This is a genomic window from Paenibacillus sp. 2KB_22, assembly GCF_052115745.1.
Lineage (GTDB): Bacteria > Bacillota > Bacilli > Paenibacillales > Paenibacillaceae > Paenibacillus.
In genome coordinates this window covers 152,519-174,971 of record NZ_JBFRHG010000008.1, presented here as the reverse complement: position 1 = coordinate 174,971, position 22,453 = coordinate 152,519, and the positions used below count along the sequence as shown (strand labels likewise).

General features: G+C 47.1%; 18 protein-coding genes and 1 riboswitch. Of the genes, 8 read left to right on the top strand and 10 right to left on the bottom strand.

Annotated features, from left to right (window positions below):
• Positions 1–22 precede the first annotated feature (22 nt).
• Both AB4111_RS28220 and AB4111_RS28215 read right to left on the bottom strand, forming a co-directional pair.
• Positions 23–1,951 (bottom strand): beta-glucoside-specific PTS transporter subunit IIABC, encoded by a 1,929-nt coding sequence (locus tag AB4111_RS28220; RefSeq protein ID WP_442034434.1) that lies wholly within the window; start codon positions 1,949–1,951, stop codon positions 23–25.
• A 141-nt stretch (positions 1,952–2,092) separates the two neighbouring features.
• Positions 2,093–2,938, bottom strand: coding sequence for a PRD domain-containing protein (locus AB4111_RS28215; RefSeq protein ID WP_442034432.1), 846 nt, complete (start codon positions 2,936–2,938; stop codon positions 2,093–2,095).
• A gap of 329 nt (positions 2,939–3,267) precedes the next feature.
• On the opposite strand from AB4111_RS28215, the gene AB4111_RS28210 reads away from it, so the two are divergent.
• The 7 genes from AB4111_RS28210 (at position 3,268) to AB4111_RS28180 (ending at position 11,796) form a co-directional block, all read left to right on the top strand.
• On the top strand, positions 3,268–3,804 hold the full coding sequence (locus AB4111_RS28210) for a sigma-70 family RNA polymerase sigma factor (protein WP_442034430.1): 537 nt from the start codon (positions 3,268–3,270) through the stop codon (positions 3,802–3,804).
• Positions 3,788–4,912 carry a DUF4179 domain-containing protein gene (locus AB4111_RS28205; RefSeq protein ID WP_442034428.1) on the top strand — a complete coding sequence of 375 codons (1,125 nt, stop codon included), beginning with the start codon at positions 3,788–3,790 and terminating at the stop codon, positions 4,910–4,912. Before AB4111_RS28210 ends, AB4111_RS28205 begins: the two co-directional genes overlap by 17 nt.
• 33 nt (positions 4,913–4,945) lie before the next feature.
• Positions 4,946–5,527 carry a VanZ family protein gene (locus AB4111_RS28200; protein ID WP_442034426.1) on the top strand — a complete coding sequence of 194 codons (582 nt, stop codon included), beginning with the start codon at positions 4,946–4,948 and terminating at the stop codon, positions 5,525–5,527.
• A gap of 204 nt (positions 5,528–5,731) precedes the next feature.
• Positions 5,732–6,364 carry a uridine kinase gene (gene udk / locus AB4111_RS28195; protein WP_017691162.1) on the top strand — a complete coding sequence of 211 codons (633 nt, stop codon included), beginning with the start codon at positions 5,732–5,734 and terminating at the stop codon, positions 6,362–6,364.
• A 110-nt stretch (positions 6,365–6,474) separates the two neighbouring features.
• Positions 6,475–6,804 carry a chaperone CsaA gene (csaA, locus tag AB4111_RS28190; protein ID WP_062837691.1) on the top strand — a complete coding sequence of 110 codons (330 nt, stop codon included), beginning with the start codon at positions 6,475–6,477 and terminating at the stop codon, positions 6,802–6,804.
• Positions 6,805–7,141: 337 nt separating this feature from the next.
• Positions 7,142–8,419 carry an S-layer homology domain-containing protein gene (locus AB4111_RS28185; RefSeq protein WP_442034423.1) on the top strand — a complete coding sequence of 426 codons (1,278 nt, stop codon included), beginning with the start codon at positions 7,142–7,144 and terminating at the stop codon, positions 8,417–8,419.
• A gap of 437 nt (positions 8,420–8,856) precedes the next feature.
• Complete coding sequence (locus AB4111_RS28180; RefSeq protein WP_442034421.1) at positions 8,857–11,796, top strand: DUF5704 domain-containing protein; 2,940 nt, start codon at positions 8,857–8,859, stop codon at positions 11,794–11,796.
• Positions 11,797–12,196: 400 nt separating this feature from the next.
• On the opposite strand, the gene AB4111_RS28175 is transcribed toward AB4111_RS28180, so the two are convergent.
• The 6 genes from AB4111_RS28175 to AB4111_RS28150 form a co-directional block, all read right to left on the bottom strand.
• The gene (locus tag AB4111_RS28175) at positions 12,197–13,102 is read right to left on the bottom strand and encodes an ABC transporter ATP-binding protein (protein ID WP_442034419.1); all 906 of its coding nucleotides are present in this window, start codon (positions 13,100–13,102) and stop codon (positions 12,197–12,199) included.
• Positions 13,092–13,889 carry an ABC transporter ATP-binding protein gene (locus tag AB4111_RS28170; RefSeq protein WP_442034417.1) on the bottom strand — a complete coding sequence of 266 codons (798 nt, stop codon included), beginning with the start codon at positions 13,887–13,889 and terminating at the stop codon, positions 13,092–13,094. The genes AB4111_RS28175 and AB4111_RS28170 overlap by 11 nt, the downstream gene beginning before the upstream one ends.
• On the bottom strand, positions 13,889–15,481 hold the full coding sequence (locus AB4111_RS28165) for an ABC transporter substrate-binding protein (protein WP_442034415.1): 1,593 nt from the start codon (positions 15,479–15,481) through the stop codon (positions 13,889–13,891). The genes AB4111_RS28170 and AB4111_RS28165 overlap by 1 nt, the downstream gene beginning before the upstream one ends.
• 14 nt (positions 15,482–15,495) lie before the next feature.
• Positions 15,496–16,329, bottom strand: coding sequence for a nickel transporter permease (gene nikC, locus AB4111_RS28160; RefSeq protein WP_442034413.1), 834 nt, complete (start codon positions 16,327–16,329; stop codon positions 15,496–15,498).
• Entirely contained in the window at positions 16,330–17,268 is a 939-nt protein-coding gene (gene nikB, locus AB4111_RS28155) for a nickel ABC transporter permease (protein ID WP_442034411.1), read from the bottom strand. It lies immediately after the preceding gene.
• Between the two features lie 167 nt (positions 17,269–17,435).
• Positions 17,436–17,628, bottom strand: a riboswitch (cobalamin riboswitch).
• Between the two features lie 77 nt (positions 17,629–17,705).
• Positions 17,706–18,533 carry an AraC family transcriptional regulator gene (locus AB4111_RS28150; RefSeq protein WP_442034409.1) on the bottom strand — a complete coding sequence of 276 codons (828 nt, stop codon included), beginning with the start codon at positions 18,531–18,533 and terminating at the stop codon, positions 17,706–17,708.
• A gap of 204 nt (positions 18,534–18,737) precedes the next feature.
• On the opposite strand from AB4111_RS28150, the gene AB4111_RS28145 reads away from it, so the two are divergent.
• Positions 18,738–20,039: an alpha-glucosidase/alpha-galactosidase gene (locus tag AB4111_RS28145; RefSeq protein WP_442034407.1), complete on the top strand. Its 1,302-nt coding sequence runs from the start codon at positions 18,738–18,740 to the stop codon at positions 20,037–20,039.
• A gap of 118 nt (positions 20,040–20,157) precedes the next feature.
• Here AB4111_RS28145 and AB4111_RS28140 read toward each other — a convergent pair whose 3' ends face one another.
• Both AB4111_RS28140 and AB4111_RS28135 read right to left on the bottom strand, forming a co-directional pair.
• On the bottom strand, positions 20,158–20,859 hold the full coding sequence (locus AB4111_RS28140) for a response regulator (RefSeq protein ID WP_253429161.1): 702 nt from the start codon (positions 20,857–20,859) through the stop codon (positions 20,158–20,160).
• Between the two features lies 1 nt (position 20,860).
• Complete coding sequence (locus AB4111_RS28135; protein WP_442034405.1) at positions 20,861–22,453, bottom strand: ATP-binding protein; 1,593 nt, start codon at positions 22,451–22,453, stop codon at positions 20,861–20,863.

The following is a 22,453-nucleotide window of genomic DNA, read 5'->3' as shown; positions in this document are numbered from 1 at the left end:
TTAAATGGTCTTATTTAAGGTTCTAGGGGATTAGCTTGATCAGCGCTTCACTCTCCCGAATCGGACCGCTGGTTGCTGTAGTCAGCACATCTCCGTACTGTTGCATGTTGGTCACCACAATGGATGTAATGGTGTTATAACCTGCTGTCGTAATACCTTCTGGATCAAACTCCACCAATAAATCGCCAGCCTTGATGGTCTGTCCCTGTTCGATATGGGCGGTAAAATATTTGCCTTTGAGGCTGACGGTATCCACCCCGATATGAATGAGGATCTCGACACCATTCGCCGCCTTCAATCCGATAGCATGTTTGGTACGATAAAGTGCTTCGACTACCCCATCAAATGGAGCGTATACCTTGCCATCTGTCGGAACAATCGCAATACCTTTACCCATTAACTCTTGGGCAAATGCCTGATCTTCCACTTCAGAGATCGGTTTGATCTCCCCTGTCATTGGACTAACGATAAGCATGTCAGAAGAAGTGGATGGCTGTGATAATACTGACTCGGGAGTTACCTCTGTGGCAGTAACAGTTGGATTGCTATTTACTTCACCAGTGGTTTGCTGCTTCAACTTGGCTCCTTCTACATCTTCCTTGATGCCTGCCATCAACGTGAAGACAAAACCGAGTACAACTGCGGCAATACAACCAATAACAACATACATGTAACGATCAGAGGTATACGTGCCAATTGCCAATACACCTGGAAGTGAAATGGCATTCGCTGTTGTATGCACCAAGCTATAGAATCCACCGACTAATCCACCTGCCAGGCAACCTGCGAAAAAGGGCCGTTTGTATTTCAGCGTTACCCCATAGATCGCCGGCTCGGTAATCCCGAACAACGCGGTGAATCCGCTTGAAGCAGCCGCTGATTTCATCGTTTTACTCTTCGTCAGTACAAACACACCGAAGGCTGCTCCAGCCTGAGCCAAATTCGCTGCCAGTGCTGTTGGTAACAATACGGTTGCACCCAGTGTAGCCACTTGTTGAACCTGAATGGGCATGATGGCATAGTGCATACCGAACATAACCATGATCGGTTTGAAAAATCCAAGAATTGCACCCGCAAGCACACCTGCGGTGGAGAACAATGAGTTAATGCCATTGGTCAACCAGTCACCGATATATGATCCTACTGGACCCAGCACGATTAGTTCCACTGGAATCATAATGAACAAAACAATCATTGGAGTAAGCAGGACCTGCAGAAACTTGGGAATTACTCGATTGACGATTGGATACACATAACTCATAATCCATACCGCCAAAATGATTGGAATGACGGAAGAGGAATATTTCATCAACAGAATCGGCAAGCCGAGAAAATCAATACTGTTCACACCCGTCTCAGCAATCTGAGCCGCAGCGTTCAAAATGGTTGGATGCATGAGTCCCGCAGCGAGAGCTACCGCCAAATAGGGATTTGTTTTGAAACGGTTTGCTGCACTAACAGCCAGGAAGAATGGCATGAAGTAGAAAATACAGTCCCCGATCATGTTAATGATCGTTAGGAATCCGGAGCCTTCCAAGTAACCCATTGCAGTTATAACGGTAGCCAAACACTTGATCATCCCGCAACCAACAAGTGCTGGCAGAACAGGCGTGAATATACCTGCGATGGTTTCAAGCACGACATTGATGGGGTTACGTCTCTTTTTCGGTCCACTGTCTGTAGACTCCGTAGGCTCGCCAATCTTGTCAGAGGTCAGATTTTTCAATTCGCTATAGACTGCATCTACCTTAGCACCGATGACAACCTGAATCTGTCCCCCGGAATTTTGTGCCTTGAGCACGCCTTCGAGCTGATCCAGTGCCTTGAGGTCTGCTTTGTGATCATCCTTCAATACGAATCTCAAACGGGTTGCACAGTGTGTCAGACCCGATATATTTTGCTCGCCGCCGACGAGATCAAGTACGTTTTTAGCCAAGTCTTTGTTGTTCATGACCCTTCTCCTCTACATGAATAATTGGATATATAAAAAATGACCAAGCCGGGGAATCGTCATTCCCTACGCTTGGTCATGCCTGATCGAATCAGTAACAGTCCAATATGGATTATTCGGTTAGTTTCTTCACTAGTTCATTCATTCCGTTGGTTCATTCGAAATCAATCGTTGGATATGCAGAATCAGATATAGCTTTTCATCATCCGAACAGGTCCAGCCATAGTTGTTTTTCAGAAAGTCCGCAATCTTCTCCACACAAGCGAGTTCCTTCGGAAACTTCTCCTTCACCATTAGAAACAGCGATTCATTCTCGTCTTTAAGCGATTTACCGCTCATCTGCCTCAGAATGAAATACCGAATATGTGTGGCAAAACGCATGAAATGGATGGAATCCTCTTGAAAGTCAATTTTGAGAGCATATTTGATCACGGACAGGATCTCGCCCGTAACTGTGGTTACCTTGGTGGTATCCGTCATCTCTCCAGAGCCCACCTGTGCATTAACAAAATGCAGAGCAATCAGTGTTGTTTCGGCTGTCGGCAGAGCGATATCCGTTTTTTCCTGAATCAGTTTCAGGGCAGCCTCCCCCACCCGGGTCTCGTCCGGATAGAGTGTCCGCACTTCCCATTCCAGCGGATTTTTGATACGGATGCCTTCTTTGGTTCGGGTTAATGCAAAACTGATATGGTCAGATAGGGTGAGAAGCAGATTCGGGTTAAATGTTTTATTCAGGATCTGACTGCCCAGCTTGATGACTTCCTCCGCGAGATAAATATCCTCAATTGGGATACTGTTCAGCAGATCATACATCCGAATGTTCTTCGGAGCTACGAATATTTTCTCCACCAAGTCCGTCTCCGTCAACTCATAGGGCGTCTTCAGGAATCCTACACCCTTACCTACAACAAATACCTCTTCGTTATGTTCATTAATAGCAATGGCCACGTTATTGTTTACTTTCTTGATAACCTTCAATGTTCTCACCCCCCAACAAAAATAAAAAAAGACCGAAAGCGATTACAGTTAAGCAATCGAATTCGGTCATGCCTGGTTTCCCCAGTAACAGTCCGTGTTATGAATATAAGTTTATTATAGTGCTGTTTTCGAAAAAGTCAATCATGCAATCTTCAGGAAAAATCAACCTTTCTTAGCATTGAAGGGATCGTAGAGAACCGATACGTCATATATAACAACGCTCTTTTTAAAAAATTATAAAAGAAAATGTGACCATATGCCCTACCCGCCAGTCTAATTCATATCAAAACCAGCCAAGTGCTGACTTCATCCCTCCAATACGAAAGGAGCTGTTATCTATGGATTCAACCGATCTCGTTAACCAGGCCATCCAAGGAGATCGTGAAGCCTTTATCCGGCTTATTCGAGACATTGAAAACGCTTTGTACAATACGGCAAAATCCATGCTGCGAAAAGAGGAGGACGTGGCCGATGCCATTCAGGAGACCATTCTGAACGCATATAAATCGATGCACACGCTCCGGGAACCCCGGTATTTCAAAACCTGGCTGTTTCGGATCCTCATCAATGAATGCAACACGATACTGTCCCGCCGCTCTCTATCCACCGCTTATGCGGAGGTACCTTCAGAAAAGCGGGAGCATTCTAGTCCCTACGATGAGGTCGATATGCGAGAAGCGGTAGACCGTCTGGAGGAATCGAAACGAATTGTAGTCGTTTTGCATTATTTTGAGGACCTGTCCCTACGTCAAGTCGCCGATACGCTGAATATTTCCGAAAGTGCAGTGAAAATGAGACTTACTCGGGCAAGGCAGGAGTTATATCAGAAATTCAAAAATTTTCGGGAGGTAAACTTACATGTCAAACCCGTTTAATATCGATCAGGAATTAAAGAACCAAGCGAAGGAGCGTCCTCTGATGTCTGAACTTGTGCGTAACCGGATTGATGCCACACTGGATTCTCTGCCGGCGTCCCCAAACACATTGAAAACCGAACAAATTTTGCGCTCCAGTCGCCGGAACAAGCGATGGAACAAGGCTGCAGCTGCGACGATCGCAGCCGGAGTATTGGGCATGACCGTATTTGCATCCGGCTTTGTATCACCGGCCATGGCCGCCTCCTTGCGCAACATCCCACTTGTAGGAAGCCTCTTCAGCTCAATCGAAGCCGATATGGGTCTGCGAACGGCGGGCAACGACGGCTTGACTACCCCTGTTAACAGCAAGGTCGCTTACCAGGATGTGAAGCTGGAAGTCCTTGAAACAGTTTATGATGGTACCCGTGCTGCATTTCTGGTTCATTTCACTGCGCCGAATCTGAATCAGGGTGAATATGACAATGGCAAGGATATCGTGAAACTGAGCAGTGGTATTGAGAATGTCTTTTTCAAAGTCGACGGGTCCCTTTCGAATAGCGGACTGTTCTATAGTTCGGTAGGAGAAACGCAGCCAAATACACTGCTCTTTGAACAGGTCATTTCCTCAGATCAGGGAACGGCACAATTGCCGGATCAGTTCGAGGCCAAGGTTCAATTGACGTTGCAGGGCATCGATCATGAGTTCGAGTTGACAGTTCCTTTTGCCAAATCAACAGAAAACGTTCATCAGGTTCTGCCTAACACAGCCATGACTAACGATCTGTATACGGCCGCTGTTACGGAAGCGGAGGTTACCCCTGTCACCACCCGCTTAACTACCGTGATTGGGTTGAACGATAAGAGTACACTTACGGCAAAAGAGGAAGAACAGCTGCGTCACATCGGATTCGCCGTCTATGATGATCAGGGGCGGCAGCTAACCGCTCTCAGCGGCGATGGCATCTATGAGGGTAACCAACTGAAATCGGAACGCATATATGCCACAACTGCCAAGGATGTAAAATATCTGATAGTGAAACCTTTCGAGATCAAGGATGATTTTACGGAAGAGGTTAAAGACACTCAATTCATCAAGGGAATGGAAATGAAGATTCAGCTTCAATAGCCTGATCTCATTTCCTTGTGGAGGAGCCATCCCATGTCCATCCAATATTCAATCTCATCTCCCATCGTACTTGGTCCATTATTCGTTCTGATCCTGCTCGCCCTGATGCTCCATGTCAGGGTGAGCAAAACCAGATATACGGTCAGACAATATGTGTCGATGCTCGCATTTGCCATATATATGTTGGGCGTTATGCACTTTGTATTTTTCCCTATCGACGTGAACATCGGAATCTATGCCAATCAGACCCCATGGTATCAGAGCATTCAATGGATTCCGCTTCTGACTGCGGATGCACCAAGCTTTCTCCTCAACATTGTGCTGTTTATGCCACTGGGGTTCATGCTTCCTTTCATCAAGCCTTGGATTCACTCGATACGAACAGCAGCATTCGCAGGATTGAGCGTAAGTTTCCTCATTGAAATAACACAGTTGCTGCTTCGAGCAACCTTAGGCAACGGTCGCAGTACCGATCTGAACGATCTGATAGCCAATACAACAGGATGTGTCCTTGGTTATATCATCCTGAATATGTTCACAAAAAGTTCCATCGGACAGCGCCTGCTGGCCCTATGGGAGTCACCGCGGGGAGTATCATCCAAAGACATGCAGTAAAATGAATATGAACAAGCAAGCAAAAAGCCCCTGAAGGCAAAACATGGTCCATACACCAAGATGAAAAAAGCCGTCTGCTATGGTACAATGAAGGAATTGTGTATTCAGAGACAGACATGTGGATAAAGGCCATGAACGAAGGATTTCTGATGCGCTTTTATCCATTCATCATGCTGCCATTTTAGGGAGGCTTATGGAACAACCATGCTCATTATTGGTATCGCCGGAGGAACCGGCTCCGGTAAAACGACGGTAGCTCGCTCCGTCATAGACCGTCTGGGATCAGGTAAAGTCACGTTTATATCCCAAGACAATTATTACAAAGACCAGTCGCAGCTCACACCTGAGCAACGTCGACTCACCAATTACGATCACCCGTTTGCATTCGATAATGATCTGTTGATTGAGCATCTCACTTTGTTGAAAAAAGGCCAAGCGGCGTATGCTCCCGTATATGACTTCACCATAGATAATCGTGCTGCCAATGAGACGGTTGAACTGGCACCGAACCATATTGTCATTGTAGAAGGATTGCATGTGTTGATTGACGAACATCTTCGCAGTCTGATGGACATCAAAGTATTTGTTGATACCGACTCCGATGTGCGAATTCTGCGCAGAGTACTGCGGGACATTGAAGAACGCGGACGCACGATCCAATCCGTGTACAAACAATATCTCGAAACGGTAAAACCGATGCACGATGCTTTTATCGAGCCTTCCAAAAAGTATGCCGATATCATTATTCCAGAAGGCGGACATAATGAAGTAGGTATTCAGATGTTATCCATCCTCACCGAGAAATATCTCACCGGGGAAAATTGGAACGGCGCTTAATATGCTGCAAAGCAATAGAACAGAAATCCAGGTTATGATACCGCGTAATCTGGATTTTTTGTTGATTCTTCATTTATAATAATTCCATAATTGAAAGGAGATCTCTCCCTATGGCTACTTTTGAAGAGTTCATGCAGCATGATATCCGGGTTGGTACAGTGGTGGAAGCCGAACCCTTCCCCAAGGCTCGTATACCCGCTATTAAAATGACGATCGACTTCGGACCACTTGGTCTTAAACGCTCTAGTGCTCAGATTACCCAACGATACACGCCTGACATGATCATCGGCAAACAGGTCGTTGCGGTAGTTAATTTTCCACCCCGCCGGATTGCCGGTTTTGTCTCTGAAGTACTCGTGCTAGGCGGTGTGCCTGGTGAAGGCGATGTTGTCTTGCTTACACCGGATAGCCCATTGCCTAATGGAACACCGATAGCCTGACTTTATGTTGAGTAAAAAGAATATGGGCTTTTCAAATGTTTGGAAATCGAGTATTCTTGAGGTATTGATTATTGATGAAGGAACTACATATGTTGGAGACCTTAAAGCATAAGGCTATGAATCTGCGGATTCGTGGCCTTTTTTTGTGTTTTTTTGAGGGAATATAGGTCTAGAGAATTAGTAAGAGTTGTGTGGAGAGGAGAAAACATATTGATAAATCATACCAACAGCCTAGTATTACATGGTAGAATATTCATTATTATTACAAATTTAGTATCTAGTAGCCTAACTCGTACATATCAAAAACAACAAACTACAATGGAGAGGAGTAAAATTCATGAAAAAAATGATGATTTCCGGCGCAACGGCATTGGCTATATTAACAGGGGGGATCGTAGGTTTTGGAAGCATTGGCAATCCTGTAGAAGCTGCACAAGCTACAACTAAATTCAAAGACGTTCCGGCTACACACTGGGCATCCTCAGCGATTAATTTGGCCGTGGAACAAGGTTATTTCAAGGGGTATGCCGACGGGACATTTAAACCAAGTTCACCGGTTACCAAAGCTGAAATGGCAAGTATCCTTGGCCGTTTAGCCGACCAGCCTAATGCATCGACACAGGAACAAAATAATTTTACGGACATACCCGAGTGGGCAAAAAGCGGTGTCTCTACTGCTATTGCAAAAGGTTTTATCAGCCCTTCTAATTACAAGGGAAAATTGGATGCACAAGGTGCTCTTCAACGAGGGGAAATGGCTACTTGGCTGACGCAAGGGCTAACCGTGGTTGATCCTGAGTACAAACAAGCACTCTCTGATGTGACCAACAGCGTTGTGCCTGCAAAGGAATATTTCACAGGTAAACTCGCAAGCGCTCAAAAAAATGCAGTAGCTGTAGCCCTGGGAACGGGACTGATGAGTGTAGCAAACGATAAAACATTTGGTGTCGATCGTACGACAACACGAGCTGAAGTAGCTGTATTGATCGCACGTTATGCAGCAGTTGCGAAGACAAAGCCTGCTGATTTTCAGGGGCTGAATGAGCTTCGAGCGGTGGGTTTGACGGGAACGAATTTGAGTATTATTGCGCCATCGTACAAAAAAACACCTGAGAAAAAGGTTGGACCCAACGTTGACTACAGTGAGGTTACAGACGACTTCTCGAAAGTTCGTAATAAAAATATTATTACAGATACTAAATATGCCGATCTCAAGATAAAAAATTGGATTATTGTTAATACCTTTGCAAAGGGTTCTGAAAGGAGTATTTATTACCCTGTTTTTGTAGATGAAGGATACACCTTGGTACGAGGAGCTTATTATTCTTTTGCGGAACTTGAATTGAACGTGAAAAGTACTACCATGAATGCACTACAAGCCGGAAGTTTACTAAATTCAGCAACAATTAATCCTATGAATTCTCCAACTTCGAAAGCCTTTGCTGCATATGCTGGGCCTGTAATTAATGATTTCACAAAAAGTAGAGGGGTATTCGCTGTTAATAATCCAGTCTACTGGAGTAGAGGACTTTTACATTTTGATAAAGAGCTGATTTTTGCTGTCAGTCTTGTAACCAAAGAAGGCCCTGCTTACAGCGTAATAGCCACAGATTAGAGGGATTAAATTTGAGAGGAAAAAAAGCTGTTAAAAAAATGGTGTTGTTCGTGTTATCACTCGTATTACTTGTATCATCAGTAACTCAGGCCTCTGCAGGTGGAGGACCTGGAATTAAACCTGAAATAAACACATTCCATATGGAGCCTTCTACACCTGCGAAGTCACAAAAAAAGGTAATCCCTGTTGAAGGGAAAAAGAAAACCAATATAGGTGTATATATTTACCAAATTAACAATCTAAAATGGAAGGTTGATGGCCAGTGTAATAACATCGAGCTAGAAAACGATCCTACCAAAAATCTTCCGGTATCTTCAACAATCTGTGTCGACCTTGATTTGGATAAAGATGTTTATATTCCGACTGAGTACTTTGATAAAGGAGGTGAATCACATTCTTCTACGGAAATAACTGATAAATCTAAAGAACCTCACTACATGGATAATACAGCTTACTATGAGCCAGGGCTGCCCATTTTGGTTTCTGTTGAATCATTTACAGGTCGTAACACAAAATTCACCACTCAAATTGGTGGTGCTATTCCACCTATCAAAACGGAAGAATATTACCCTTCCAAATGGAATGCTGACTATCAATTCAACACAGATTTATATTGGCGGGCCGTTGCCGAAATAACCAAAGAGATCAACCTCTCCGCTGGCGGGCAACTTAGCCTGAACCAGTCCAAACAATTGAATGCAACGGTCAAAACGAAAAATGGTGATGGGAACTTTGGAGCGGAGACCAATGTAAACACTGGCAGCGGGGGTACAACGACATGGGAATCATCCAATCCTGGTGTCGCTACCGTGAGTAACTCCGGAGTAGTTCAAGCCGTTAGCAGAGGAACCACAACCATCACCGTATTATGGAAGAAGGATGATTTTGAGCTAACTACCACAACCAACATCGGTGTTGAAGAGAGCCCAGGTACTGGCGAGGGCGACGGTAACGGAGGCGGTGGAGGTTGCACACCAACGATTGGACCACCTTCTGCTGGAACCATCATGAGCATGAATGATCTCGATCCAAATACCAACGGTGTTATCAAGTCAGATAACAGGGACAATGAGACATTCAATGTGTTAAAAGGAATACCTACTTCCGAATCCCTCTACACAAATGCCTTTGCTGACAATTATCTGTTTAAACAAGCCTGGGCGAAAATGAGCGGTAAAGTTACATACAACTGTAATGTCACAATCTCGTATGACAGAGAGTGGACAGTACCCGGACCAGAGGAATGTGATGATGATGGTTGTAGACCAGGGACACCTGTACCTGCAAACGACACAGTACCCAAGCCATACAACTTCCAAATCACAAGGGACTACTCCTACTGGAAAATTAATAACCTGGAAGTATATAAGATCGCTAAAGCAACCATGAACAATTACGCTTTGCCCGGTGAGACCGTTACGATGAATCCATCAGGATACACACCACCAACACTGGAGTCTAAAAATGATGAATCCGTAGAAAGCCATGTACGACCAGGGCAAACCACTTCAATCTCATATACTCCACCCAAATTAACAGGTGGTTTGAACCAACCTCCCAGTGTGCCTGATGATACATCACGGTTAAAAGGGATGGCTGAATCCAACACACCTCAAAGTAAAGTGAATAATGATTTAGTGAAATTCAATAGTACAACCATTATGAATGATGTAGAAGCAACCAAAGATGGCCCAACACCATCCAACATCCCTAATCCAACGACGATCGGTCGCGATGTGCTGTACAAACCGGGTAATATGATCAGCAATTCCCTGCTGAATAAAGCAAACACCACAAGCTCTGGTGAGATCTATTATGATTTGCTACCAGGCAACGTGAATGGCGGCGCCAATAAAATATTACCGATTAACGGCATCAACACCGTCACGGTACACACCCCTGTCGTTAACTACGCCTGGGTATCGGATGATCAGCCGCATAATCAGAAGACCATACCGGACCCAACCAGCGCTGCGCTCATTCTGGAACGTCCGTTCATTGTGCGAATTCCCACATCGGGACAGCACTTGGATGCAGCAAGTTATCCCGGTTATGGGAATCGGGACTATGCCAAATATTTTCGAATCAAACAGGTGCAATTCCCGTTTGATGTCTACAACGCAGACCGGAGTCAGTTTATCCCTGCCAAGACATGGGTCGATATTCCGGTCAATCAACTGGATACCACATTCTATCTCCCTGTATGGGTAGACGAAGGAAAATATCACATTACATTCCGCAATATTGCAGAGAATGCACCTGCAAACTTTACCGAGCAACAGGATGCTAATACCAATTTGGCACATCATGTTGCAGCAGACACCGTACCGGTAGATATCATCGGTAGGTTATATGATTTTCATGTCACGGATATCTCTGATTACAACTGGGAAAATGTATTTCGCAAGCGACTGGGCAGTCCCGAACCAACGGGCCTTAGCTACTGGGCTGGAATGAATAGCATCGATGGTGATCCGCGGGGTAACCTGGCTCCATTTGTATTACCCATTCGACCAGGAAGCCATCCAGTGCAGGGATTCGCTAACGCGACTGTAAAGACAGGATACCATTTCAAGTTCGATCTGAAGACCAAGGGCAATATGTTTGGCAAACAGGATGGTATTCGAATTACACCCACTTTTGCTTTTGTGAGTAAAGACGGTTCTTCCCGGCAAGAAGTAGATCTGTACTACCATCGAGGCCAGGAACGCCTGATCCGCATCGGATCGGTACAGGATCTGGAGAAACGATTTGTTGTCCTGAACTCACGCCTTCGGAATGTACCGGGCACAGAGTTAGGCGATACCGCGCGTTATCAGTATACTTATGAACTGTCAGCGGAAGAAAGCAACCAACGTACGTTGGCGGAACATATGGTTCGCCTGGTCGATCAGACTTCCCATCAAAAAACATGGGTCGGTCGTTATGACTGGATGATCCTGTCTGCTCCGATTCGAACACTCATTGGGCCCAAAACGGACATTCCTTCCGGGGTGAATGTAGACCGGGCTAATGCAGCAATCCAGCGCTGGTACGGGGAGTACAGCTTGCCTGCGGATGTATATGCCGTACCAAAAGGTACGGATCTGGAGCCCCTCGCCCGACAAAATCAGCTGGATGAGAAATCGAGTATTTTTCTAAAGAATGGTTACATCGTGGTGAACTTCAATATGGAGAGCTTGCGGAATGGAAATACGGCTGCCCCCCATCTGCAATATATTCATGCACCACTGATGAATCAATGGCAGATGGAAGGTTTCAACAAAATGCCAACAGACAGCCAAGGCAGAACCTGGCCTCTGAAGGATGGTGATATTGTCTTTTACCATGCTGATCAGTCCAGCCGGAACGATTTCCAATCCCAGGTACCACACTAGTACTACACTGCTCATGTCAATGAACTGGCTAAGCAGAGGTAGACAACTACATGTGGACAGAAGATCTATGTAGGGAGTTAATCTCCAAATTAGACCGACAGTGCATATAGAGATAACACCAATTAACCAACAATTTATCGATGCTGATGAAATAAGTATGAAGTACGAGACAAAGTACTATCCGGCCTACGCAAAACTATGATGAACTGAATGACATACGATGAGGCATTAATAAGCCCCTCCGGTATTACGGCCCAGCTATACACAACATACGTGTCATACAACATACCTGTTATCAACGAAGGGTTACCCTGAAAGTCATCTATGGACTTCCGGGGTAACCCTTTTATTTTCTTTCTTTTTGTAAAAATCGAATTTTAACGGATCTACGGCATCGGTTTCATCCTGACAGACTTTCCTGAAAAACCTCCACCTGCTCTTGATCCTGTTTCTCGTCCAGCTCCTGCTCTTGATCCCGTTCCTGTTCCAGTTTCTCGTCCCGCTCCTGCATCTTATGTTTCATTTCTCTCACGGACAACACTGAGGCCATCAGGCTCCGGGTATAGGGATGATTCGCTGAACTTGTCAGCTGTGAACTCTCCACAACCTCAACCACTTCACCCTGGTACATCACGGCAATCCGATCACTGATCTGTTGCACTACTGCAAGATCATGCGATATGAAAATAGAAGAGATCCCTGTTTCCTTTCTCAACTCCACCAACAGATCCAGGATCTGCTGCTGAATGGAAACATCCAATGCGGAGGTGGCCTCATCGAACAGGATGATGTCTGGCTCTACTCCAATCGCACGAGCAATGACTGCTCTTTGCTGCTCTCCCCCGCTCAGTTCATGCGGATATTTATCCGCCGTTGCGGCAGACAATCCTACCCGTTCCAACAGCCTGAGCACTTCCCGATCCGCTTGTTGGCCCTTCATTACTTTATAATTAATGAGCGGCTCCCGAATAAATGCTCCAATCTTCATTCGCGGATTAAAGATAGCCGAAGGTTCCTGAAAGACCATCTGAATCTGCTTTCGTTGCTGGCGTAACGCCTTCCCACTCAATCGGGTAATATCATGCTGACGATATTGAATCTGTCCTGAAGTCACTCGCTCCAAATGGGTTACACATCTGGCCAGTGTGCTCTTCCCGCTACCACTCTCCCCGACAATCCCCAGACATTCCCCGGGATACAGCTGCAAATGAACAGCTTTCAGGGCATCCACTGCCCTGTGTCCCTTTAACTCATATGTTTTGCACAGATTGCTCAGTTCCAGAATCGGTAACCTCTCATGAGCCATGAACGCTTCCCTCCAATTCAGGCACAGCACTCAGCAGCTTGCGAGTGTATTCATGCTGAGGATCGGATATGACACGGAAAGTATCTCCCATCTCAACCAATGTACCGTCCTGCATCACACCAATTCGTTCTGCCATATGAGCTGCAACGGCAATGTTGTGTGTTACGATAATCATGCCTGTCCCTTGACGGGAACGAAGCTCGTTCAATCGGTTCATCACTTCATTCTGTGTCGTCACATCCAGCGAACTCGTCGGCTCGTCCGCAAGCAGAAGCTCTGGTTCCATCGTAACCGCCATGGCAATCGCTGTTCGCTGTTTCATGCCTCCACTGAGCTGCGAGGGGTAGGAGCGCATAATTCGTTCGGGATCATCCAGTCCCATGTTCGCGAGCATACTCACAGCCAGGGTATAAGCTGCTTTTTTGGACACGGTGAAGTGAGTGCAAATTGCTTCAATATACTGACTACCGATGCTGCGAATCGGATTAAGATACGATCCACTGTCCTGAAACACCATAGCGATCCGCTTCCCGCGTACTCCGCCCCAATCAGACTGTGACTCACGTAATAGCACTTTTTCCTGAAAAGAGATCACTCCCCCGATGTATTGACCACCTTCTGGTAACAGGCCAAGCAAAGCCCGAATAAGGGTCGACTTTCCGCTGCCACTCTCACCTACAATCCCGATAATCTCTCCCTTATTCATGGAGAAGGACAAGTCCCGTAGAGCCAGAGAATTTCCCTTGTAGGTTACGGACAGATGATTGACACTAAGCAAGGGCTCCATTACTGCCCAACCTTGATATTACGATCCAGCAGGTAGAAGTCGATGGGATACATCGTCGCGCCTTGCACGTTACTTTTACTCACAATATTAATCGGGGTATAGGTCAAAAACATATAGGCTGCATCATCCAGAATCATCTGCTGGGCCTCTGCTGCAAGGGCATACCTTTTCTCCACGTCAAACTCGGAATGAAGTCGAGTAATTACCTCATCCAGCTTCGGATTGCTATATCCGCCCACATTCCATTCCGCACCCGTCATAAAGTAGAAATCCAGAATATATTGCGGGTCACCCGTGATGCCTGTATTAATACTTGTCAAAGCAAGGTCGTAATTTCCGCTCTTCTGATGATCGGTTAGGTCCTCATAGGAGGTCATCTCCACTTGAACGCCAATCTCTTTAAGCTGGGACTGCATTGCAGCAGCCACAATCGAATCAGACTCGTAAGCGGAGTTCAGAATCAGCTGTAGCGACAGCTTCTTGCCATCTTTTTCACGAATGCCATCCCCATCTGCATCCTTGTAGTCAGCCCCATCCAGCAGCTGTTTGGCTTTCTCCGGTTCGTAATCATATCCTTTGATCTTGTCGTAGCCAAAAGGCAGCGCTGAGGTAAATGGACCTTTGGCCGCCTGACCGCCCACCAGCGTATTCGCATACATCTCCCGGTCTACACCATAAGAGATCGCCCGGCGAACCTCTGGATCACTCAGCAGTGGATTGGTTGTGTTAAACCATACAAACTGGGTACGCAGGCTAGGAATTTCATCAATGGTGTATTGACTCTTGTCCTGGAATAACGTCAAATTGCTGCGTCCCACGTTACTGGCTACATCAATCTCTCCAGACTGCAGGGCAAGAGCACGTGTGCTATCATCCTTGATATATTTCAACGTCAATGTGTCCACATCTGCCGCACCGCCCCAATACCCGTCATACTTTTTCACCTGGATCTCCTGATCCGGCGTATATCCTGTCACCATAAATGGCCCCGTAGCAATAGGCTCGCTCTTGAATTTGGATGTATCTGCACTCGTATCCACAATGACAAACAGTGGCTCGGCAATATTACCAAGCAGGGACGCATAAGGCTCTTTCGTTTTAATCTTCAGATCTTGTCCTTCAGCAGTCATTGAGGCTACAGGTACAGTCGCTTGTCCTCTCTCGTTTAACTCAATGGAGCGTTCTATCGATTTTTTCACCGCGTCGGCAGTTACCTTATTTCCGTTATGGAAAGTTACACCTTCCCGAATATGAAAGTGCCAAGTCGTGTCATCCACTCGTTCCCAAGAATCTGCAATTTTAGGGACCAGCTTCATATTCTCGTCAAACTGGATCAGTGTCTCCCCAATCGCTGCACGCGTGAGTGTCCAGCCGTTCCATTCTTCTGCCGGGTCCAGGTTGCTGCCAAGCCAGAACAAGGCCACATTGAGATGAGTTGGTGCACTTGTAGTACCCTTGTCCGCACCCGCCGACTTCTCCGTTGCACCAGACGAGGTCGATGGATTATTGGCGGTGCCACAAGCTGCAAGCAAGAACACAACCCACATGGATATGAGGGTGAGCAGCATTGATTTTTGAATATTCCTCTTCATTCTGGTTCCTCCAGTTAAGCTGTATTTTTCTTGGGATCAAGCACATCTCGCAGGCTGTCTCCCAGTAAATTAAAAATAATGACGGTGCTAAATATCGCCAGACCCGGATAAATTAACAACCATGGTGCAGTCTGCAGATATCTTCTGCCTTCATTTAACATGGCCCCCCACTCGGGGTTCGGAGGCTGCGCGCCAAGCCCAAGAAAGGACAACCCCGAGATCGACAGCATCATACCACCCACATCCATCATCGCCATGACGATGATTGGAGACATCATATTGGGCAGGATCGTCCTGCCAATGATCTGTATTTTACGTGCTCCGCTGAAAGCAGCGGCAGCGACATATTCCTTTTGCTGAAGGGATATCACCAGGCTTCTGGCCATCCGTGCATACTTCGCCCACCAGACAACCGACAATGCCAGCACCGTATTGAACAATCCCGGCCCCAGCATCCCCACCACAGCGATCGCAAAAATTAGTCCCGGAAATGCCATTAATGTATCAGACAGGCGCATGAGCACCATATCCGTCACACCCCGAGCGAAACCGGCGATGACTCCAATCGCTACACCTAGCACAAACACGATGCCAATCATCATAAAGGTGAGCAGCAGCGAGGTACGTGCACCGTACAGAAGACGAGATAATACACAGCGGCCCAGTTGATCGGTTCCAAGAGGATACTCGGCGCTGGATGGCTGCAACACTTTGGCAAAGTTCGTTGCAAGTGGATCGTGTGGTGCAAGCAGCGGTGCAACCATGGCAAGAATAATCCAGAAGGCGGTCAGAGACAGCAGGAAGGTGAACCAGCGATTCTGCAGTAATACAAGTCTGAAGGCTCTCATCTATATATCCACTTCCAGTCGGATTCGGGGATCACGAAGATGAGTCCATATATCGACCAGCAGATTCAGGGTGACATATATGATCGCCATCCAGATGACATACCCCTGAATCAGCGGATAATCCCTTGTGAAAATCGCATCTACAGCCATCTGTCCAACGCCCGGCCACACAAATAAACTTTCCACAATCGCTGCACCACCTAACAAAGCACCTGTTGTCATGCCCATTAGGGTAACGATCGGCAGCAGGGCATTGGGAAGAATATGACGCAAAATAATGATCGATTCCTTCACACCTCTGGATATGGCTCCGATCACATAGTTCTGGCTTGTCTCCTCAAGCAGGACCGCACGAATCTGTCTGCTGTACTGGGCAACAAGTGGAATCGCGAGTGTACATGCAGGCAGAATCAGGCTATACCATCCGGAATTACCCATTACCGGCAGCAGCTTCAGCTGTACACCGAAGACCAACATGAGCAGCATACCCAACCAGAAGCTGGGCATCGATAATCCGGCAAAAGAGAACAGACGAATGACGTGATCAAGCCATTTGTTACGATAGACAGCCGACAGCATCCCCAATGGAAAGGAAACCAGTATAACCAGAAACATGGCGCTTCCTGTTAGCCAAAGCGTTGCCGGGAGACGTGCCATCAACACGTCCAGTACTGGACGATTGTATTTATATGATGTACCGAAGTCTCCAGTCAGCACCTGTCCCAACCATGTCCCGTATCGGTAGAGAAAGGGCTCGTCCAATCCAAGCTCCGACCTCACCTGCCTGACCAGCTCATCGGATGGCGTTACCCCTGTAGACATAAGCATGAGTCTGGCTGGATCTCCAGGAGACAGGTAGGTTAGCAGGAACGTCAAGAACGTGATGCCGAACAATACGACTACCAGTTGTATTAATCGTTTAACGATATATCTGCTCAAGTGCTCTAACGTCCTTCCCCAAAACTCTATGTATGTGTCATGATGTTCTTCGCCCATAACAAAAAAGGCGTCCCTCTCCGTGTTACTGGATGAGGACGCCTTAAATAAACAGATTTTCAGAAAAAATCATGCTCTCTAAACACCTTCCTATCTCCCGTAGGGTACTACTGTGTTTGTTAAACTTGGCAGGTCTCCTGGCTCCAGAATCATCGTCACTTGCAGCTCCTTCCCGGTCTAAACCAGTGGATTATCGCTACCTGACTCCTCTGTTACAGTGGCGGGACCGCGCCGGTATTACACCGGACTTCCCTATTAAGCTTCCACCCTGACGGGCAAAGCACCAAGTTCCACATATTCAATTACACTTCTGTATCAGTATAGCGGGACAACGTTTAATGATCAAAACTTTTCTTTTAAATTTGAAACACTAGGTGCGTCTAATCGCGAATTCTCGACCCCTTCGGAGATACGCCCGTCACACGCTTAAACATCTTGGAAAACAATAAGGGGTCCGTATAACCGACAGAATGGGCCACTTCACTGACCGACAGCCCTGGATTCTGGAGAAGTTCGGCAGCCCTATTCATACGGTACTCCAGAAAAAATGACTGTAGCGACATGCCATATCGCTCTTTGAACAATCCTGATAGATACGTGCGATCCAACCCCACAGCTTGGGCAATATCCAAAATGGAAGTTCGCTGACTGTACCTGTTCTCCATAAACTGCACCGCCTGCCGGATGTACGTTTCTTTGTTCGAAAGGAGCTGCCCTATATCTTCCTTCACAGGTGAAGAAGAGATGAGTTCTGCCATCAAACGGTACAAGAGACTCTGGTTCAACACATCGCCTTCCGATCGCGTGGAAGCTTGGACCATCTCCGTATACAACTGTTCCATCGTAATCGTATCATGGGCATCATATATCGGGCGCTCCGGGCTCAGTTGGGCACGTTGCATGAATGCTTTGGCTTGTACACCTTTGAAGCCGAACCACGAATACGTCCAGGGCTCCTGCGGATCTGCCTCATAATGAATAAGCGTGTCCGGGAAAATGATAAACCCCTGTCCCTCGCTAAGCTTGTATTCCTGATCCCCCATGTACACGATGCCCCGTCCTTCATGGATGTAATGCACAATATAGGAATCACGTACACCCGGTCCCCAATAATGGGCGGGTTCACACGCCTCCCACCCGAAGAACAACAAGACCAGTTCCATCTGTGTCCAGTCCGTGGCTACCACATTCATCTCTATTTTTCTCATTTTATGCCCTCCCTCCTTGTTTCCTTCCGAGGCTCACCATCTGTATGTCTAATTAAATTATAACAGCTAAAGGACATAAATATTAGTTGAAAACGGAAACAAAAATGGGATTATGCCATGTTTGAGAGGGGTTGAGCCATAGTTATATGTGCCGAATCGGCCTATAGTTGGGGTACAACATTTTTCAGGGAGGCTTAACTTAAGATGAACAAAATTACGTTTCTCGGTGCGGGAAGCACCGTCTTTGTCAAAAATGTATTGGGTGATGTCATGATGACCGAAGCACTGCAGGATTTTGAGCTGGCATTGTTCGATATCGATGCTGAACGTCTGAGCGATTCCGAGCGTTTGCTGACCAGTCTGGCCCGTTCACTCGGAAGTCGTTGCGTCGTTAACGTATATCAGGACCGCAAAGAAGCGCTGCGCGGGGCCAAATATGTCATCAACGCCATCCAGGTCGGTGGATATGATCCATGTACCATTACGGACTTCGAGATTCCGAAGAAATACGGACTACGTCAAACGATTGCAGATACCCTAGGTATCGGTGGAATTTTCCGTAATTTGCGGACGATTCCGGTCATGCTGGATTTTGCCCGGGATATGCAGGAAGTGTGTCCGGATGCATGGTTCCTGAACTACACCAACCCGATGGCCGTGCTTACCAACGTCATGAATGTGCATGGTGGGATCAAAACCGTAGGTTTGTGTCATAGTGTGCAGGTATGTGTACCACATCTGTTCGATGCACTGGGAATGGATCAGACAGGTGTTGTGGCTAAGGTTGCAGGAATTAACCACATGGCGTGGCTGCTCGAAGTTACAAAAGACGGGCAGGATCTGTACCCCGAGATTAAACGTCTGGCGAAGGAAAAGCAGAAAGAACAGCATGACGACATGGTCCGTTTTGAGTTGATGCAGCGATTTGGCTATTATGTAACGGAATCGTCCGAGCATAATGCCGAGTACCACCCTTACTTCATCAAGCGGAATTACCCGGAGCTGATTGAACGCTTCAACATTCCACTGGATGAGTATCCACGCCGCTGTGTGAACCAGATTGAAGGCTGGAAAGAAATGCGTACCAAGCTGTTTGCCAGCGAAAATATTGAACATACCCGCAGCCGTGAATACGCATCGCATATTATTGAAGCCATGGAGACGAATAACCCGTACAAGATTGGCGGCAACGTCATGAACAACGGACTGATTACGAACCTGCCGCGTGAGGCATGTGTTGAGGTACCTTGTCTGGTCGATGGATCAGGGATCAGCCCTACGTACATTGGAGATCTGCCTCCACAACTCGCGGCATTGAACCGGACAAACATCAATACGCAACTGCTGACCATTGAAGCGGCAATCACGGGCAAAAAGGAACATATCTATCATGCGGCAATGCTTGATCCACACACGGCTGCCGAGCTGTCTATCGATGACATCGTAGCGATGTGTGATGAGTTGATTGAGGCTCACGGCGACTGGTTGCCAAAATACACGTCATAATATAAAAGCACCGTTCCTTTGCAGCCAAAGGGGACGGTGTTTTGCTCTTCAATGACGCTCACCCGCTGAGGCGTGCATCACATCACTATTAAGAAATGTCTCGCTGCTCCCTTAAACCTTATTCGGCAGGAAGCAAAAAGCGATAACCAATGCCAGGCTCCGTCTGAATATATCGGGGCTTGGTTGGATCTTCATTTAATTTCTTGCGCAGATGTCCCACATATACCCGAAGATAATGGCTGTCGGACTCATGATGATGCCCTCCCCATACTTGCTGCAAAAGCTGACGCTGGGTGATTATCTTCCCCGCATTCGAGGCGAGCACCTTCAGCATCTCATATTCCGTTGGGGTTAATTTCACCAAATTCCCCTCCAGTTCGACCTGCCTTTGGGCCAGATCAACCGTCAGTGCTCCGAAGCGCAGTATTGGCTCATCCGTCGTTTTGGCTACATGACGCAGCGCCACCCGAATACGGGCGACCAACTCACCCATTCCGAATGGTTTGGTCACATAATCATCTGCACCACCATCCAACGCGGCAATTTTGTCTCCCTCCTGATCCTTCGCTGTCAGCACAATGATCGGGACTTGCGACCATTCGCGAATGCGGCGAAGTACCTCCATGCCAGACATGCCTGGCAAACCGAGATCAAGGATGATCAGATCCGGATGTACAATACTCGCCTGAATAACACCCTCTTCGCCCTCTCCACACTCGTGGAGTTCGAATTGGTGTGCCTGAAGAGTGACCTTGAGCAATTTGCGAATCTGCGGCTCATCATCGATCACCAGTATACGAGCCCCTAGTGGTGCGTTCATGTTATTCTTCAACCTCTCCTTGTTCTGAATAGGGAAACCGCGATCCGTGAGCCTCCATGGGGAGTTCTATGCGCATTCTCGTTCCCCCGCCCGGATTCGGCTCTGCCACAATGGTACCTCCGTGGACTTCCACAATGCCTTTGCAGATCGCCAGACCAAGCCCTGTTCCTGTGACATGCTGAGTAGACTCTGAGCGATAGAACTTATCAAATATACGTATTCTTTCCGCTTCCGGTATACCGACACCTTGATCAGCTACCCAGATCGTCAATTGACTTGGACTCTTATTACTCGTCACAGTGATGACAATCTGGCTCTCATCAGGCGAATATTTGATGGCGTTGCTGACGATATTGACCAGCACCTGCTCCAGCAATACTTCATCTCCGTAGATGAAGGCCGGATCATCAGGCAGTTCAACTTGAATGTTGCGATGCGGACTGAATTCCCGAACTTGTGTCAGTACAACGCTAATTATGTCTCCCACGTCACACCATTTCCGGTTCAGTTGCAACATGCCGCTCTCCAGCCGAACCATACCCAGCAGATTCGTGACGAGACGATTCATGCGCAAGGCTCCATCCCGAATGTTGCCTGTTAATTCTCTCCGATCCTCGGGTGTAAAAAGAGTATCATTCTCCAACAATCCCGTAGCCGAACCGATAATGGCAGTTAGGGGCGTACGCAATTCATGAGAGACAGAGTCCAGCAGCGCTGTGCGTATACGCTCTGATTCAGCAGTGATCTGCGCCAATCGGGCCTCTTCCGCCAGCTTCACTCGGGCAATGGCACCTGCCGCCAGTCCACCACATGCCTCCAACAGAAGAAGCTGCTCTTGCTGCTCATGAGACTCGCCAGCGTCCATGCTCACGGCGAGTACGCCATGTGTCTGCTCCTCTGTGCATAGAGGTACATATAGTCCGGGAGATTCCCGTAAAGCGGATGATCCCTTACCTGCGATCTGTCCGTGATGATACACCCATTTGGCAATGGCAATCTCCGACTCTCCATCCCCCCAGCTATCCTTTTCCCCTTCTGATGCGGGTGAAGAAGAACTTGTAACCAGTAGGTCCCCCTGACCATCGGGAAGATACACAGCTGCTGGTTTGCCCAAGGTGAGCGAAACCTGAGTTGCAATGTTAACCAGCAACGTGTTCAGATCCGTAATGGCTGTCATCTGACGACTCAATGCGTACAGGGAATTAGTTGTGGCTTCACGTGCTTTTACCATCTCCAGTTGTTGTCGCAACCGACCTGCAAGACTTGCTGTCAGGATCGCCACCGCAAGATACACGACAAAGGAGATGAGATATCTCAAATCCTCAACCGTAAAGCTCAGATATGGCGGTACAAAAAAGAAGTCAAACATAATGACACTAAAACTCGCGGCATATACAGCTGGACCCATTCCCCAATACACAGCACTCACTAGAACGGGAAACAGGTATACAAGAGCTACGTTAACCAGATCACCACTCATGCCAATGGCATGAAGCAGCAAAGTTAGCAGCGTCACCCCAAGCGTCACCCATACATATGCCGGAACCCTTTTTCCATGGGATGCCTGCGTTTCTTTTCTTATTCGTTCAGACAA